We start from the raw sequence: 15630 nt of genomic DNA, 5'->3' as shown, positions 1-15630 counted from the left end.
TCCCATGTGAACAAAGCCATCTAATTAATGAACAAAAAATTGTATAAACACTGCTTCAATGGCTGAAAGTGCCAGCAGTTCTCAACGCCCCGAAAGGGTCAAAAGTTGGCCCGGCTGTATTGCGCTAGGACGGTCAATCGCATTCCAGCGTATTAGATCCTGTTGATCGATATTATAACGAGCTGCAATCGCGGAGAGGCTATCACCTCTTTCAACGCGGTGGGTGTCTGCGCTGTTATTCTGCGCAAGCGTTTGGCGATTGCCTTGTGACAGTTGCGCTAGCACTTGTGTATCAACTTGCTCAGGCACCAGCAGTGTCTGGGCACTGCGCGGATCGATACTACCATTTAGCAACCCAGGATTCAGTTCAACCAGCGCCGCTTTGCTGACATCCAGCAACTGTGAAGCTTCTGATAGGCTAACTGCTTGGGCCAACTGAACTTTCGCAAAGGCCGGGTCGATATTTATTTCGGGCAAGTTAACCCCGTACTGATCAGGGTTATTGATGATTGTCGCGATGGCTTTTAGCTTGGGTACGTACTGCATGGTTTCATAGGGTAGCGAGAGGTCCCAGTAGTCACCGTTTAACCCTTGGCCCTGGGCCTGACGTTGTGCGCGATTGACAGTACCAGCCCCTGCATTGTAGGCGGCTAAGGAAAGCATGAGGTCGCCTTCATACCACTGGTCAGCCTGCATTTCCAAATAGTCCAACGCGGCGCCAGTGGAGGTCACTACATCAAGGCGACCATCGTAGTTACCGTTGCGTACCAGCCCCAATGCATCACCTGTGCCCGGCATAAACTGCCATAAGCCGGCAGCGCCGCGGTGGCTTCGCGCACCTGGGTCGAAAGAGCTTTCGACAAAAGGAATTAAGGCGACTTCGCCAGGCAGGCCACGCTCACTTACTTGCTGGGTAATCCAGGCAAGCCACGGGGTCGCGCGTTCAGTAATGGTAGCAATGTTCTCGGGGCTTGAACGGTAGTGCTCAATCCACTTGTCAACTCGCGCTTGAGCTTCCACTGGCAATGTTTTTTCTTGCCACTGAAAGCTTGTACGCAGCGTCGTCCAGGCGTCTTGAGGTTCTAACTCAAGAGATTCCCAAAAATGGGTTTGGAAAGGAGAGGGGTAAAGCGGTGTAGTGGACGACGAGGTAGTGGAACCAGGTGATGCCCCATACGTCTGGGCAGAGGCTTGAGAGCTTGCCGCAGCGGCTAACATTAGGCCCATAATTACGCTACTGCCAGCGCTCAGCATCAAGCGCTGGCGAATCGTTCGATAGGTCATAGTTGCATTCGTTTGGTTTCGATAGCGTTCTTAAAAACGGTTTTTCCACTCGCGCAGAGTGGTAAACGTAGCGAGATCATTATCATTAACGCCCTGTGTACCTGCCGCCTGACGCACGCTATCTGTACCCACGCGAAGGTAGGGATTAATTTTCAGCTCGCGTCCTATTGTGCTGGGTAAGGTGGGGCGATCCAACGCCCGCGCCTTTTCACACTCCTGCAAGGCGTGTTTAACGTCTTCATTTTCTGGGTCCGCAGCACGGGCAAACGCGAGGTTTGCCTGAGTATATTCATGTGCTGCAAAGACCAATGTATCTTCAGGGAGTTCCGCAAATTTTTTCAGCGCGGTAAACATTTGTTCTGGCGTGCCTTCAAATAATCGACCGCAACCCGCACAAAACAGTGTGTCGCCACAAAACAGAAGCGCCGGAATTCCCGCTGTAAAATAGCTAATATGGTCCAACGTATGGCCAGGTGTCGCCATAACGTCAAACAGGCGGCCCATAATACGGACCTGATCGCCATCACCCACTGTTTCATCGATGCCTTCTATCTTTGGATTGGCGGGCCCGATGACATAAGGGGAATAGCGTTTGATTAATTCCGCTAACCCACCGGTATGATCGTGATGGTGGTGCGTAATCAGAATGCTTTCCAGGGTCAGCGACTCACGCTCAAGAAATTCGATTACGGGGGCCGCTTCACCGGGATCCACCACGCAAACGCTTTGACTGGTATCTTGTCTTAATAGCCAAATATAGTTGTCGCTAAGGGCAGGGATCGGTGTCACGCTCATCATCGGCGAGATCCTTTAAAATTCAATAAACAGGGTACGAAAACAACAAGTAGCTAGTGAGCAAAATGCGTAAACACGCTAAACATTGCGCTTATATTGACGCTTAATCGGTGAAAATAAAGCGTTGAAAAGCCGTTACTGTGGAGGGAAGCGCTGTTCATGTCAAATTCGACGACGGCCACGATACTCGCTAAGCGCTTAACCAATAGCCAGCCTTATTGGCAAACAGAGGCGGGGCGATCGCTGTGGGAAACACAACGTGCCTGCTTAGGCCCCGTGGTAGAAGCGCGGGCGGGCGGTCATAGCTTGGAAATAAGCATGGGACCGGCATTAATGACCATGTCGGCAATTTCCCATCCCATACGCTGGTCACCTACGCGCCAGTTAGCCTGCACCGATAGCACCTTAATATGTCCACCGGATCAGCTAGCGCTGCCGGATCATTGCTTGGATGTGATGGTTATTCACCACTGGCTTGAGCATTTAAACGATGCTCATTTCACTCTTCAAGAGGCCGCACGGGTAACCGCTGATAATGGCATTTTGGTACTGTTTGGTTTTAACCCTATCGGTTTAGGGGGGGTTGTACGCCAGTGGCGTCAACGTCAGCAGCAGTTCCCTTGGAATGGCACATGGCGCTCTGTTAGCCGCTTGAGGGACTGGTTGGCGTTTGTCGACTTTGAGGTGGAACGCGTAGACTATTGCTGTTTTCGTGGACGGACAAATGCTAAATGTGGTGAATATTGGGAGTCATTGGGGCGTAGGCATAACCTGCCTCTAGGGGAAAGTTATATGATCCAAGCCTATAGGCGGCAGCGACAGGCGCCTGTTCAACGTTTAAAGTTTGGCTTAGAAGTGCCCGCATCTCCTGCTTCGTTGGGTGTTACCCGTTCAGGCTCATCGGCTCACTGCCAAACGCAAACGCCTTTAGCTCACCCGCAGTCAGAAAAAACATTAAGCGAAGACTCTTAAAGCAAATATGCATAAAGCAATGGTTTATAAAGTAATGATTTATAAAACAATGGTTCATAAACTAAAGGATCAAGAGATTGACGAATGAGGCTGACGGACCTTTACCCCGTGTAACGGTGTATACCGATGGGGCTTGTCGGGGTAATCCTGGCCCCGGTGGGTGGGGTGTGGTGTTGGCGAGCGGTCAGCACGAGAAAACCCTGAAGGGCTATGAGGCAGAAACCACGAATAATCGCATGGAATTGATGGCCGCTATCATGGCGTTGCGCACCCTTAATACCCCTTGTGAAGTGGCGCTATGGACCGATTCGCAGTATGTGCGCCAGGGTATTACTCAGTGGATTCATAACTGGTTAAAACGTGGTTGGAAAACTGCCGCCAAGCAACCAGTAAAAAACGCTGAACTCTGGAAAACGCTGCACGAAGAGGCCCAGCGCCATAAAATTGAATGGCACTGGGTTAAAGGGCACAGCGGGCATCCAGGAAACGAGCGCGCCGACTTACTGGCCAACGAAGCCATCGATGAGCATCAAAAGAGGAGGGCATGATGCGCCAGGTAATCTTAGATACTGAAACCACGGGTATCGACCCGAAAGATGGCCATCGCCTGGTTGAAATTGGCGCGATCGAGATGGTTAACCGTCGTTTCACTGGCCGCACCTACCATCAGTACATCAATCCTGAGCGCCATATCGACGCTGAAGTAGTCGCTGTTCACGGGATTGACGATGCTAGAGTCGCTAACGAGCCAGTGTTCGCAAAAATAGCCGACGAGTTTTGGGCTTTCATTGAAGGCGCTGAGTTAGTGATTCATAACGCCCCGTTCGATGTGGGTTTTATAGATCACGAACTGGGTATGCTCAATCAGCAGCGCAAAGCGCCCGTTTTGGGGCCGGTACGTGACCACTGTGCTGTATTAGATACACTCACTATGGCCAGGGCTATGCACCCCGGTCAACGCAACAGCCTTGATGCATTGTGCAAACGTTACGATATCGATAACGGCCACCGCGTATTGCACGGCGCTCTATTAGACTCTGAAATTCTCGCTGAAGTTTATTTGGCGATGACGGGGGGGCAAACAGCGCTGACCTTGGATGCGGCCTCTGCGGCTGAGCAAGAACAGGCCGATACTTCCACCGAAGGACTCTCAATTCAACGTTTGGCGCTTACGCCTGGTCAGTTACGTGTCGTGCGTCCCACTGAAGCTGAGCAGGTGGCTCATAAAGCCAAGTGTGAAGCACATCAGTTGAAATGGTTTGAAGGTGCAGCAAGCGATGCTTAGGCGAGAAATCCCTCATCATGAGCAGGCGGGGCGTGTTATTCGCCTGTCGCGAAGCTTGTTGGCGCCCGCCCCGTTGAGCGGCAGCGAAGAGCTAACACCGCTGCTGCCTTATCAGCCATGGACCGAGCAGATGCAGCCGCTGTGTTATTGGCATGATGAGCCGGTCGCACTGCTGGTTGAACCACAGGCTGAAAGTGGTTGGATTGATGGCCGCCAGTGGATGAGTGAACTTTCCACCGCTTGGTTTAGTTTGCTCTCTACGGCGTTGCAGGTCGGTGCCTGGTTAGAGAACCACCGTTTCTGCGGTCGTTGTGGCACACCAGCCACCAAGCTTACCGCAGAATTCGCTATGCATTGTAACGCCTGCGGTCATCGCAACTATCCGCGTATTTCGCCGTGCATTATTACGCTGGTAACCAGTGGAGAGGCAATGCTGTTGGCGCGTAGCCCGCGCTTTCCACCGGGACGTTACTCCACCCTGGCGGGTTTTATCGAGCCGGGGGAGTCGGCGGAAGAGGCCGTCCACCGTGAAGTGTTCGAGGAAGTGGGCGTACATATTGACCAGTTGCGTTACCACCAGAGCCAGGCATGGCCATTCCCCCATTCGCTGATGTTTGGCTATTTCGCCGAGGCAACCACTCGGCGTATTCGCATCGATGGGGTAGAGATTAGTGATGCGGCGTGGTTTTCACCTCGACAACTGCCATCTCTACCACCGCCTTACTCGATATCACGCGAGCTGATCGAAACCCATTTGGCACGCTGGCGCTAAGCGGCGCTGCGTGCCCAATGCACGCTAACGATGGCTTTACTCACTGGGGAAGAGGCTAGTCAGCTTAGTGGCCAACATGACATTACCGGTTGCTTTCAGTTTGCCTGTCATGAACGCCGTCATGCCATTAATGTCGCCACTCATAATCCCTTTTAGTGTGTCAGTCGTTAGGCTTAAGCTAACGGAAGGATCATCATGCTCACCTTCTTGAATATCTAGCGTGCCATCCTGGATATTCAAGTAGTAGCTGCCCGCATCTGAGAAGTGGAACTGAAATACTTCATTCATGCCCTCGGCCGCTTCTGGGTTGAAGCGTGCTTTTAGCTTCTCAAGGGTGTTGTTAGACATAACATATCTCTCAATTAGGTAAATTAGACCGAGGCTAGCGATAATAGCCTCAAGAAACCATCATAGTGGCAAGCGAGATTATTTCATACATGCGTTTCAATCAAGCGCGGTGGTAATACCCTGCAACGTTTAGGCTGAGTGCTCAACCTATAGGAATCAACCTTTTCAATGGAGAACGTGAATGAATGAATGGATAGCGGAAATGGGTACGTTTTTAGTTCAGACCACCATTGTAATGGCGCTGATAGGGCTTGGCTTGCTTCTTGTCGCGCGAACGAAGCAAGAAAAAGAGAGCGACTTAAAACTTTATATTGAGCCGCTTAATGACCAGCGTCGTCGTCGCGTGCGGCGTTTACGCCTGACCGCTGCGTTGCCTGGTGGTCGCAAAAAGCTGCTAAAAGCATTTCGTAGCGAGGACAAAAAGCGACATAAAGCCCACAAACATGATCAGAACGCAGCTCAGGAAGCAAGGGTTTGGGTGCTCGATTTTCATGGTGACCTGAAGGCATCGCAAACCGAGCGCTTTGCCCAAGAGGTGTCAGCTATCATCGATGTTGCTGCCGAAAACGATGAGGTAGTCGTTCGTCTTGAGTCTGCCGGTGGCCTTGTTCATGCCTATGGCTTGGCGGCGGCACAATTAGACCGCCTGCGTACGGCAGGGCTAACAACAACTGTATGTATTGATAAGGTGGCTGCGAGTGGGGGCTATTTAATGGCCTGTACCGCACAACATATTAAAGCCGCGCCTTTTGCAGTGATTGGTTCCATCGGTGTGGTGGCACAAGTGCCTAATATTCATCGCTTGTTAAAACGCCATGATGTGGACGTTGAGCTCCTGACCGCTGGCAAATACAAGCGCACGTTAACCGTGCTTGGCGAAAATACTGAAGAGGGTAAGGCTAAGTTTTTAGAGGATTTAGAGAATACTCACCGGTTATTTAAAGGTTATGTGGCAGAACGGCGGCCTGCGATGGATATCGATAAGCTGGCGACAGGTGAGATCTGGTACGGCAGTGAAGCGTTGTCCAATCTGCTTGTAGACAGTGTCGGTACCAGTGAAGCCTATCTGGTTGAGCGCATGGTCGAGGCGCAGGTCTTTGCCGTCAAACTTGAGCCTCAAAAAACAATGACTCGGAAGCTGGGGCTGGCGGTATCGGCAGGTGTGGAAAGTGCCACTCTTAAGGTGCTTGGCTTGATCGACGCCGCTGGGTGGCAGCGTCGCTGAGTATGCCGCAAACTGAAGTTTATGCTGTGTAATGATGTGCCAAGGTATTAATGACTGCCTTGGCACTTTCACTGCTCAATGAGTAATAGATAGTTTGTGACTCCCGCCGAGTATCAACGAGTTCATCACGCCTTAAAATAGCTAAATGCTGTGATAGTGCCGACTGACTTAAGGCGAGCTGTTGGTTTATTTGAGTAACTGACAGCTCTTTCTCTGCAAGTAGGCAAAGTATTTGCAGCCGTTTTTCGTTGGCCAGCGCTTTGAGCAGGTTAGTGCCTGCCTCAATCGCACGACAATTGTGTTCAAGCAGGCGTGTAGCGGCGCTTGTAGAAGCAGACATAATGATCTCCTTGCCTACGCTGTTACAGTGCGTTTTTTATAAGCAGCGTTTTTATAAGCATTGTTATTTGTTTTTCGAAGCATCATCGCGTCGCGAGGATCAAGTTAATTAATGATCAGTAATTTAGCGAGTTTTGTCCAAATTGCTGTTTAACGCTTAATCAATGGTAGGCAGACAGCGACCCACTTGTCGACAATGCTGCTAGAACAGTTGCTGCTTTGGTCGCTATTTAGCCCATAGTATGAGGGTGTGAGGTCGATTTCCTTTATACAGTGTCAACAATCCTTCTATACCACCACTACAATAAAGATAGAGACACTATGACTCGCTACCAACCTACCTATCAACACTCGATTGAGCACCCGGAAGCGTTCTGGGCCGAACAAGCCAAGCGCATACCCTGGTACACACCGCCTCAAACCATCCTCAGCTACGATGAGCAACAGCATGCGCGCTGGTTTAGCGATGGTGAAATGAATCTTTGCTACGCCGCGCTGGATTACCACGTTGAAAACGGGCGCGGTGATCAGGCGGCGATTTTCTGGGACTCTCCCGCAGCACAATCCAAGCGAACTATTAGCTACCGCGAAATGCGTGATCAAGTCGCTTACTTTGCGGGGACGTTGACTCAGTTAGGGGTTGAGAAGGGCGATCGTGTGGTGATCTATATGCCCATGATTCCTGAGGCGCTGGTGGCTATGTACGCCTGCGCCCGCCTAGGCGCCATTCACTCCGTGGTGTTTGGCGGTTTTGCGCCTTACGAACTGGCAGCCCGTATAGAAGACGCCGAGCCCAAAGTCGTGGTGGCGGCTTCCTGCGGTATCGAACTGGGCAAGGTGCTGCCGTATAAGCCCATGGTAGATCAAGCGATTGAACTAAGCGCCTATAAGCCGGATGCCTGCATCGTTTACCAGCGTGAAGTGCACCGGGCTGAGCTGGGTACTCACGAAAGTACCACGGATTACGATTGGGAGGCGCTCGTCGCCAAGGCGCCTTTTGCCGACTGCGTGCCGGTGAAGGGGACCGATCCGCTGTATATTCTCTACACCTCCGGCACTACCGGTAAACCCAAAGGTGTCATGCGCGATACGGGGGGCTATGCAGTTGCCTTGGCCTATTCGATGCAAGCGATTTACGCCATGGAGCCGGGCGAAGTGTTCTTTACCGCCTCGGATGTCGGCTGGGTGGTAGGGCACTCCTATATTGTTTACGCTCCCTTGTTGCTCGGTTGTACCAGCGTGGTTTATGAGGGAAAACCGGTAAAAACACCGGATGCAGGTAGCTTTTGGCGTTTAATTGAGGAGTACCGGGTTAAGAGCTTTTTCACTGCCCCCACCGCCTTCCGCGCGATTAAGAAAGAGGACCCTGACGCCAAGCAACTGCAGAAATACGATATCAGTAGCCTCAAACATCTCTATGTAGCCGGAGAGCGGCTAGACCCACCGACATTCCACTGGCTGGATGATCTGCTTGATGTGCCGGTGATTGATCACTGGTGGCAAACCGAAACCGGCTGGCCGATTGCGGCTAACTTGCCAGGTATTGAACCGATGCCAACCAAAGCGGGGTCTGCCACATTTCCCGTTCCCGGCTTTAATGTTCAAGTGCTCAATCGTGATGGAGAGCAGGCACAGCCGATGGAGCAGGGCAGTGTGGTCATCAAACAGCCGATGCCGCCTGGTTGTTTGACCGGTGTTTGGCGCGATCCACAGCGTTTTCATAGCGCTTATATGGCAGCATTTCCTGGCTACTACTTAACGGGCGATGGTGGATATTTTGATGAGCAGGGTTATCTGTTCATTATGGGACGTACCGATGATGTGATTAACGTCGCGGGTCACCGACTCTCGACTGGCGAAATGGAAGAAGTGGTGGGTGCGCATCCTGCGGTGGCCGAGTGTGCGGTGATTGGGATTCACGACAATTTGAAGGGGCAGATGCCGATCGGCCTAGTGATTCCTAAAGATGGCTTTGATGGCGATGAGGCGACACTGGAGGCCGAGCTGATTGCGCGTGTGCGTGAGCATATTGGGCCGATTGCCTGTTTCAAGCAGGTGCTAGTCGTTGATCGGCTACCCAAAACGCGCTCGGGTAAGATTTTACGTAAGCTGCTGCGTACGATTGCCGATGGTAAAGACTTCGGTATCCCTTCCACCATAGACGACCCCACTAGCTTGGCAGACGTTCATGCTGCCATGCGTGAGCGCTCAGTGGGGGCTGCCGACAAAGCCAAGCCACTCGATTAAGCGCTCACAAGCCGCCCCGTATGCGGGCGGCTTTCATTGCCTTACGTTCCTTGTCTTACTATTTCCTTGTCTTACTATTTCACTGACTTACTAACTAGCAGTGCCCGACTTTTATTACGCTGTAGAAAACGTATAATACCGCTCCCCAGAACGCACGGGTTGTCTAAAGCGACTTAGGTTGGTCTAAAGTGACTTGCTGGTGGCGTTTCTTATCTTCGAGGGTTCCCTAACCCCTCTTCTCGTTTAAAAAAAGGTCTATCCATGTTTGCATTGAGTGAGACTCAGCACCGCCGCTGCCTAATGGTAATGGTGGCTTTCCATATCGGTATTATTGCCGCCAGTAATTATTTGGTTCAACTGCCGTTTACGCTATTTGGCTTCCATACCACTTGGGGCGCGTTTAGTTTTCCGTTTATCTTTCTAGCCACCGACCTCACGGTGCGTCTGTTTGGTAAAGGGCCGGCTCGTTCGATCATCCTGCGCGTTATGCTGCCTGCACTGTTGGTTTCCTATGTGGTATCGGTGGTTTTCCCCCGTGGCAGTTTCGCCGGGATTGAAGCACTGTCGGAATGGAACCTGTTTGTCGCCCGTATCGCGCTTGCCAGTTTTCTGGCCTACGTGATTGGTCAATTGCTGGATGTACAGGTATTTGATCGCTTACGCCAGTGGGCATGGTGGGTGGCTCCCGTATGCTCAACGGTGCTAGGTAACCTCGCCGATACCTTTGCATTCTTCTCGGCAGCGTTCTATAACAGCCCAGACCCGTTTATGGCTGCCAATTGGATAGAAATTGCCGCTGTTGACTACGCGATAAAACTCGCCATCAGTCTGCTGTTTTTCCTACCGCTGTATGGCTTGTTACTCGCTTGGCTAACACGCCGGTTGGTTGTCTGGACAGGCCAAGTGGATGCCGCACCACGCACCGCCTAATGTGTTAACACACTCCCATGACTATCACTGCTTAGGAGCAAGGATGACAGACGTCGCCACTGTTGATCTTCATTTTATTGATATGCCCGCCGAAGATGCCTCCGCGGACACTGCTCCGCTAGTGGTGATTCATGGCTTGCTGGGAAGTGCCGATAACTGGCGTTCGCATGTAAAAGTATGGCAGCGCACCCGACGTGTCATTGCGCTGGATCTGCGTAATCATGGCCGTTCACCCCATGCAGAAGGTATGCGTTACGCCACCATGGTGGATGATGTCATTGCACTGCTCGATAAGCTCGCGATTGAGCGCGCTCACGTGCTCGGCCACTCGATGGGCGGGAAGGTGGCCATTAGTTTGGCGCGCATGGCGCCTGAGCGAGTGGCATCATTGATTGTTGCCGATATAGCCCCGGTGGCTTATGAGCACGGTCATGATGATGTGTTTGCAGCGCTGGAGAACGTGCGTGAAGGACAGCCAAAAAATCGCCGCGAAGCCGATGAATTGCTAGGTGAACACGTCGATTCTCGACCCACTCGGTTGTTCTTAGCCACCAATCTGGTGCGTAATGAGGATAACGTGATGGCGCTTCGAGTAGGATTAGACCAGATTAAGCGTGGTTACAATGACATCATAGGCGTGCCGGATGGGCAGCAGCCCTACGATGGCCCCGTGTTGGTGCTGCGGGGCGGCGAATCCCATTATGTGGCTGATGATATGCTTCCCGCGCTACGCGAGGTGTTGCCCCGCGCCCGCGTGGTAACGCTGAAAAACGCCGGGCATTGGCTTCACGCCGACCAGCCAGAGGCCTTCCAGCAGGCAGTGGTGGCGTTCATTGATGCCCAGTAGAAGCACGCTCAGTCGTTGCATGCTGAGTCGTTGCAAAAGAGGCGTAGTTTCAAAAGAACATAGTTGCAAAAGAAGCATAGTTGCAAGAGTACATAGCTGCGTCACAGCGGCGTGACCGTTAGCCCATGCTGTTCTGGGTAACGCAAAAAACGGTTCAGTATGCGGTAACTGTCGACGTCGAAGCTTGCTGGTGTGTCTGCAAGCGCTTGCGCTTTTTTAAGGCTTGGCGCACTGCCTAAATAACACCATTGGCGGACAACATGCCACGCAGGGGCCGCTTTGCCCATCGACTTTTCTGCAATTGCAATGCTACCTGGCCAGGGCCACACATTTACCTGGAGCTGTTGTAATGCCGCCTTTGCCCGTTGGGTATGCGCGGCGATTGTTTCCTGGCCACAACAGGCCCCGCGGCACTTACCCACCTGATTGGCAAAACAGCGTCCCTTGCCTTTCTCAAGCCCCAATACTTGAGGGCAGAGCTGCTGTTCTTCAGCAAGGGCACGTAGCACGTTCTTCGCCTCTCGTGCACTACGAAACAAACCATACAGCGTACCGCCCAATGACTGGCTTAGAGCCTGGTTTAGGGCGCTGCCGCTGAGTAACTCAGGGTGGGCTGCTTCTTCTTGCCAGTGCCAAGTAGTCAACTTGCGCTGTTTACGCAGCTGTCGATTCATAATCGGCATTAACGTTTTAACCAGCTGCGCCTCACGCAACTGAGCGCCTAAATCACCCGCGGTTTCTTCCCATTCGACATGTTGCACCTGCTGGGCTAAGCGCATCTCTTTATCGTCCTGATGGTCACGTTGAAAATGCCCCAGGACGCGACTGCGTAGATTGACACTCTTGCCAACATACAAGGGCAACCGATTGTGGCCGTAAAACAGGTAAACACCGGGGCCTGCGGGCAACCCTTCCAACTGAGCGCTATCCAGATGGGCGGGCAGCGTTCGGTGGCGGCGCTCATCGCCTAACAGGCTCTGCCATGCTTCATCGCTGTGCTCAACCTGCCAGGCTTGCCAGAGCGACCACAGGGCATCCACATCATCGCCAGCCCGGTGGTGTCGGATAGGGGCAATGCCGTAGCGGTTTAGAAGGGCTTTTAAATTGTGTTGTCGTTCCTGGGGCGCTATCCGCCGCGATAAACGCAGCGTGCATATCAACGACGCCCGGAAATCCTGCCCTGCGCGCTTAAACTCATTGCGCAGAAAACTGTAATCAAAGCGCGCATTGTGAGCCACCAATTGCCCGTCGCCCAGCCACTCTCTAAGCGACTCGGCGATGTGAACAAAGCGAGGCGCGTCGCTGAGCATTTCATCACGAATCCCGGTTAACTGGGTGATTTGCGCGGGCACTTTGCATTCTGGGTAAATCAAACTCGACCAGCGATCAACCAGCTCACCGTTGATGACTTTCAAGGCGGCTATTTCGGTAATTCGGTCACGTGTAGCGCGGGTGCCTGTGGTTTCAATATCTACAAAAATTAAAGCTGTTTCGCTCATGCGCCGCCATGGTCGTAGGTAAAAACATATAAATACGTTGCTATAAAGCGTGAGGGTCTATCGCGAGACGCGATACGGGTAAAGTGTCGTCGATAAGTCCCTGTTGCTGCAAATAGGTTTCAAATGCAGTGTAGCGTCGGCTATCTAATGCCGCAGGATTCAGCGCCATACGGCGTAGGATATCCTCCCAGGCGCTAGCGTTGATGTCATTCTCGAGCACAGGATAGGCACTAATTAGCAATTCCCAGGCAGCGTCGGGGTTATCGATAATCCAGTGACTCGCCTGTTCAAGAGCAAGCACAAAGCGGGACCATGTATCGGCACGGCGAACAAGGGTATCGCTATTAGCCAGCACTACTAAGCCGTCAGTACGCGGTATATCCAGCTCATCGAAACGAATGGTGTGAGTATTAATGCCTTCAGTCGCCAGTTGCTGGGGAAGGGTGTGGTAGTAACCATCCGCTACTGCGTCAATTTGGCCTTCCCTCATTGCTCGAATTGGATCGAAGTGTAGATTGATCGGCGCAGTGAAATCATCCGTTTGCTGCACGGAGCGAGGTAGCAAACGAGGAATGCTCAGGTCGCGTCCTTCTCCCGTCGTATAACCATAGTGTAACTCTGCCAGGGTATTTTCGGTTTCCAACTGCTCCTCACCCAGCACTATGACCGCCGTGAGCGAGGTTTCAATCAGTGTCGCGATTCGAACGATTGGTGCGCCATTATGAGCATGTAAATGAAGCAGTGGCTGTCGCGTTAATGCCAGGTCAACCTCGCCAGCCGTTAACAGTTTGATGGCGATGGATGGGTCGGCTGGCGACAGAAGATTAACTTCAAGTCCTTGAGCAGCATACAGGCCTCTTTCTTGAGCAATGACTAAGGCTGCGTGCTGTGGGCTCAAGTACCAATCAAGCATCAGGGTCACACTTTTAACCGGCGGTGGCTCGAGAGGCGGGGGCGGGGTGACTGCCATGGTGGGCACTGCCTCTACGCTTTCGTTGCCAGCGGGTTGCCACAAGGAATCAGGCACTTCAACCGCTGTATCCAGTGTTAGCGGAGCCGTTTCTGAGCTATTTTCTTCAATGTCTGCGCTTTCTTCGTTTGCGTAAGATGATGAATTAAAAAACAATAAAGTAAAAATTAGACTAAATAGGATAGGGTGCCAATAGCGGGATAGGCAACGCAACATAGTCAGTAACTCCAGATGTCGTAACGGCGAAGTGTAGCCGCCTTGGAAAGCTTCTGACCAGCCCTTTAACCATAAGGGAGTGCGGAGAAGACACAGTAAATTCAACGCTTACATGCAATAATAGCGCTGTATTGATGTAGAGACGGAGAGTCATGGACGCAATTTATATGTTCTTTTTGGTAGGCGGTTCGCTGATGGCACTCAGCATTCTGGCCAGCCGTTTATCATCAATGATGGGTGTGCCGCTGCTCTTAATCTTCCTTGGGTTAGGCATGTTGGCAGGTGAAGAGGGCGTGCTGGGTGTCGAGTTTGATGACTACTCCATGGCTTTTGCAATCGGGCACCTCGCGCTTGCCATGATCTTGTTAGACGGTGGTTTACGCACGCGTCTTAAAACGTTCCGGGTTGGTTTTAAACCCGCACTCTCCCTGGCGACCTTCGGGGTGTTTATTACCAGCGCCCTTGTGGGCGTTATCGCCATGTTGATTTTTGACCTCACCGTGGTGCAAGGCATGCTGGTAGGCGCCATCGTTGGGTCTACCGATGCCGCTGCGGTTTTCTCTATGCTCAGTGGTCGGGGTGTCAATCTCAATGAGCGGGTAGGCGCCACGCTTGAAATTGAATCGGGTACCAACGACCCGATGGCCATTTTCCTGACGTTGATGTTGGTCGAGCTGTTAGTCGGAGATATTGGCGGTCCCGTTGAAACGCTGCTGTTTTTCCTTTCTCAATTTGGTATTGGTTTGATTGTCGGGCTGGGGGGCGGTTGGTTAAGTGCCAAGTTGCTGCGCTGGCTCGATTTAGCCCCGGGCCTTTACGCCATGTTGGCATTGGCGCTGGGGTTCAGCGTGTTCGGTTTAACCAGCGTGCTGGGCGGTAGTGGCTTTTTGGCGATTTACCTTGCGGGATTGATGATTGGTAACCAGCCGGGGCGCCACCTTAACTTTATTCTTCCGGTTCACGATGGCCTGGCGTGGCTGAGCCAAATTGGGCTGTTCCTGGTGCTTGGCCTGCTGGTGACACCCAGTGAACTTTGGGACGTAGCACTGCCCGCTGCGTTGGTGGCACTGGCGCTGATTTTTATCGCACGCCCCTTGGCCGTGCTGATTAGCATTAAGCCATTTTTTAAATTTCGCTGGCGGGAAATCTTCTTTATTGCTTGGGTTGGGTTAAGAGGGGCGGTACCGATCGTACTGGCGATTTTTCCTGTCATCGGCGGGGTCGAAAATTCCTCGCTTTACTTCAATGTCGCGTTTGCAGTGGTATTGATGTCGCTGTTAATTCAGGGCGGTACGCTGACGCTGATGGCCAAGTGGTTGAAAGTAGAAGTGCCGATAGGCACCGTGCCTAACCGACGCGGTCCGCTGGGTATTCTGCCGGAAAACGACTTTGAGCTATTTGTATATGGCGTAGAGAACCAGGATTTGGATGATGTGCCCATTCGGCTGTTGCGCTTTCCTTCGGGGGCATTGATTTCAGCGCTTTTCCGCAATCACGCCATGCTTCACCCGAAGGGCAGTACACGCCTAAAGCTGGGTGACGTCATTTGTGTTATCGGCCGATCCGAAGATTTGTATTCTCTTAACCGGCTTTTTAATGGCGACGCCAAGCTTAAGCAGGAACGTGCCTTCTTTGGTACCTTTACACTGGATGGCAGTGCGCTCATGCAAGATATTGCCCAAGCCTATGGTCTAACGCTAAGCCCCGGTGAGCAGAGCATGACGCTGGCTGAGTTTATTGCCTTACGTGTGGGTGGCCACCCGGTAATAGGGGACGACGTTGATTGGCACGGTATTCATTGGGTGGTGAGTGATATGGAAGGCGGAAAGATTACCCGTGTTGGGTTACGTTTGTACTAAAGGCGTTGACTTCCAAGGGAAAGCTGATAGTATATGCACCCG

15 protein-coding genes are annotated in these 15630 nt (G+C 52.2%); 9 read left to right on the top strand and 6 right to left on the bottom strand.

Annotated elements, in window-relative coordinates; all coding sequences use genetic code 11:
- Window positions 1-81: 81 nt before the first annotated feature.
- Together ACW44H_RS10130 and gloB are read right to left on the bottom strand one after the other, a co-directional pair.
- Window positions 82-1284 carry a transglycosylase SLT domain-containing protein gene (locus ACW44H_RS10130; protein ID WP_457504339.1) on the bottom strand — a complete coding sequence of 401 codons (1203 nt, stop codon included), beginning with the start codon at window positions 1282-1284 and terminating at the stop codon, window positions 82-84.
- A gap of 30 nt (window positions 1285-1314) precedes the next feature.
- Window positions 1315-2082 (bottom strand): hydroxyacylglutathione hydrolase, encoded by a 768-nt coding sequence (gene gloB / locus ACW44H_RS10125; RefSeq protein WP_113270667.1) that lies wholly within the window; start codon window positions 2080-2082, stop codon window positions 1315-1317.
- Between the two features lie 156 nt (window positions 2083-2238).
- Here gloB and ACW44H_RS10120 point away from each other — a divergent pair, with 156 nt between their 5' ends.
- The 4 genes from ACW44H_RS10120 to nudC all read left to right on the top strand — a co-directional run bounded on the left by ACW44H_RS10120 (window position 2239) and on the right by nudC (window position 5108).
- Complete coding sequence (locus tag ACW44H_RS10120) at window positions 2239-3051, top strand: class I SAM-dependent methyltransferase (RefSeq protein WP_457504338.1); 813 nt, start codon at window positions 2239-2241, stop codon at window positions 3049-3051.
- 77 nt (window positions 3052-3128) lie between these two features.
- Window positions 3129-3599, top strand: coding sequence for a ribonuclease HI (gene rnhA / locus ACW44H_RS10115; RefSeq protein ID WP_113270665.1), 471 nt, complete (start codon window positions 3129-3131; stop codon window positions 3597-3599).
- Window positions 3599-4336: a DNA polymerase III subunit epsilon gene (gene dnaQ, locus ACW44H_RS10110; protein WP_457504336.1), complete on the top strand. Its 738-nt coding sequence runs from the start codon at window positions 3599-3601 to the stop codon at window positions 4334-4336. The genes rnhA and dnaQ overlap by 1 nt, the downstream gene beginning before the upstream one ends.
- Complete coding sequence (nudC, locus tag ACW44H_RS10105; protein WP_113270664.1) at window positions 4329-5108, top strand: NAD(+) diphosphatase; 780 nt, start codon at window positions 4329-4331, stop codon at window positions 5106-5108. The genes dnaQ and nudC overlap by 8 nt, the downstream gene beginning before the upstream one ends.
- Before the next feature lie 36 nt (window positions 5109-5144).
- Here the strand turns inward: nudC and ACW44H_RS10100 are convergent, their stop codons facing one another.
- Entirely contained in the window at window positions 5145-5456 is a 312-nt protein-coding gene (locus ACW44H_RS10100) for an SCP2 sterol-binding domain-containing protein (protein WP_113270663.1), read from the bottom strand.
- Between the two features lie 181 nt (window positions 5457-5637).
- On the opposite strand from ACW44H_RS10100, the gene sohB reads away from it, so the two are divergent.
- Window positions 5638-6681: a protease SohB gene (gene sohB / locus ACW44H_RS10095; RefSeq protein ID WP_457504333.1), complete on the top strand. Its 1044-nt coding sequence runs from the start codon at window positions 5638-5640 to the stop codon at window positions 6679-6681.
- 19 nt (window positions 6682-6700) lie between these two features.
- Here the strand turns inward: sohB and ACW44H_RS10090 are convergent, their stop codons facing one another.
- Window positions 6701-7021, bottom strand: a complete 321-nt coding sequence (locus tag ACW44H_RS10090) for an ArsR/SmtB family transcription factor (RefSeq protein WP_113270661.1) — start codon at window positions 7019-7021, stop codon at window positions 6701-6703.
- Window positions 7022-7341: 320 nt separating this feature from the next.
- Here ACW44H_RS10090 and ACW44H_RS10085 point away from each other — a divergent pair, with 320 nt between their 5' ends.
- The 3 genes from ACW44H_RS10085 (at window position 7342) to ACW44H_RS10075 (ending at window position 11044) form a co-directional block, all read left to right on the top strand.
- Window positions 7342-9267, top strand: coding sequence for a propionyl-CoA synthetase (locus ACW44H_RS10085; protein ID WP_457504330.1), 1926 nt, complete (start codon window positions 7342-7344; stop codon window positions 9265-9267).
- Window positions 9268-9528: 261 nt separating this feature from the next.
- Window positions 9529-10197 (top strand): 7-cyano-7-deazaguanine/7-aminomethyl-7-deazaguanine transporter, encoded by a 669-nt coding sequence (locus tag ACW44H_RS10080; RefSeq protein WP_035579420.1) that lies wholly within the window; start codon window positions 9529-9531, stop codon window positions 10195-10197.
- A gap of 43 nt (window positions 10198-10240) precedes the next feature.
- On the top strand, window positions 10241-11044 hold the full coding sequence (locus tag ACW44H_RS10075; protein ID WP_457504329.1) for an alpha/beta fold hydrolase: 804 nt from the start codon (window positions 10241-10243) through the stop codon (window positions 11042-11044).
- Window positions 11045-11145: 101 nt separating this feature from the next.
- Here the strand turns inward: ACW44H_RS10075 and ACW44H_RS10070 are convergent, their stop codons facing one another.
- Together ACW44H_RS10070 and ACW44H_RS10065 are read right to left on the bottom strand one after the other, a co-directional pair.
- Window positions 11146-12543 (bottom strand): exonuclease domain-containing protein, encoded by a 1398-nt coding sequence (locus ACW44H_RS10070; RefSeq protein ID WP_457504327.1) that lies wholly within the window; start codon window positions 12541-12543, stop codon window positions 11146-11148.
- Between the two features lie 40 nt (window positions 12544-12583).
- Complete coding sequence (locus ACW44H_RS10065; protein ID WP_457504325.1) at window positions 12584-13570, bottom strand: ABC transporter substrate-binding protein; 987 nt, start codon at window positions 13568-13570, stop codon at window positions 12584-12586.
- A 311-nt stretch (window positions 13571-13881) separates the two neighbouring features.
- Here ACW44H_RS10065 and ACW44H_RS10060 point away from each other — a divergent pair, with 311 nt between their 5' ends.
- The gene (locus ACW44H_RS10060; protein WP_457504323.1) at window positions 13882-15588 is read left to right on the top strand and encodes a potassium/proton antiporter; all 1707 of its coding nucleotides are present in this window, start codon (window positions 13882-13884) and stop codon (window positions 15586-15588) included.
- Window positions 15589-15630: the final 42 nt, after the last annotated feature.

The sequence above is a fragment of the Vreelandella sulfidaeris Esulfide1 genome (assembly GCF_054072535.1).
This window is presented reverse-complemented; position numbering and strand designations above follow the sequence as displayed.

Excerpts from the sequence above, each read along its gene's own strand:
- ACW44H_RS10130 (WP_457504339.1), bottom strand. The coding sequence starts at position 1,284 with ATGACCTATCGAACGATTCGCCAGCGCTTGATGCTGAGCGCTGGCAGT.
- gloB (WP_113270667.1), bottom strand. The coding sequence starts at position 2,082 with ATGATGAGCGTGACACCGATCCCTGCCCTTAGCGACAACTATATTTGG.
- ACW44H_RS10120 (WP_457504338.1), top strand. The coding sequence starts at position 2,239 with ATGTCAAATTCGACGACGGCCACGATACTCGCTAAGCGCTTAACCAAT.
- dnaQ (WP_457504336.1), top strand. The coding sequence starts at position 3,599 with ATGCGCCAGGTAATCTTAGATACTGAAACCACGGGTATCGACCCGAAA.
- nudC (WP_113270664.1), top strand. The coding sequence starts at position 4,329 with ATGCTTAGGCGAGAAATCCCTCATCATGAGCAGGCGGGGCGTGTTATT.
- ACW44H_RS10100 (WP_113270663.1), bottom strand. The coding sequence starts at position 5,456 with ATGTCTAACAACACCCTTGAGAAGCTAAAAGCACGCTTCAACCCAGAA.
- sohB (WP_457504333.1), top strand. The coding sequence starts at position 5,638 with ATGAATGAATGGATAGCGGAAATGGGTACGTTTTTAGTTCAGACCACC.
- ACW44H_RS10090 (WP_113270661.1), bottom strand. The coding sequence starts at position 7,021 with ATGTCTGCTTCTACAAGCGCCGCTACACGCCTGCTTGAACACAATTGT.
- ACW44H_RS10085 (WP_457504330.1), top strand. The coding sequence starts at position 7,342 with ATGACTCGCTACCAACCTACCTATCAACACTCGATTGAGCACCCGGAA.
- ACW44H_RS10080 (WP_035579420.1), top strand. The coding sequence starts at position 9,529 with ATGTTTGCATTGAGTGAGACTCAGCACCGCCGCTGCCTAATGGTAATG.
- ACW44H_RS10075 (WP_457504329.1), top strand. The coding sequence starts at position 10,241 with ATGACAGACGTCGCCACTGTTGATCTTCATTTTATTGATATGCCCGCC.
- ACW44H_RS10070 (WP_457504327.1), bottom strand. The coding sequence starts at position 12,543 with ATGAGCGAAACAGCTTTAATTTTTGTAGATATTGAAACCACAGGCACC.
- ACW44H_RS10060 (WP_457504323.1), top strand. The coding sequence starts at position 13,882 with ATGGACGCAATTTATATGTTCTTTTTGGTAGGCGGTTCGCTGATGGCA.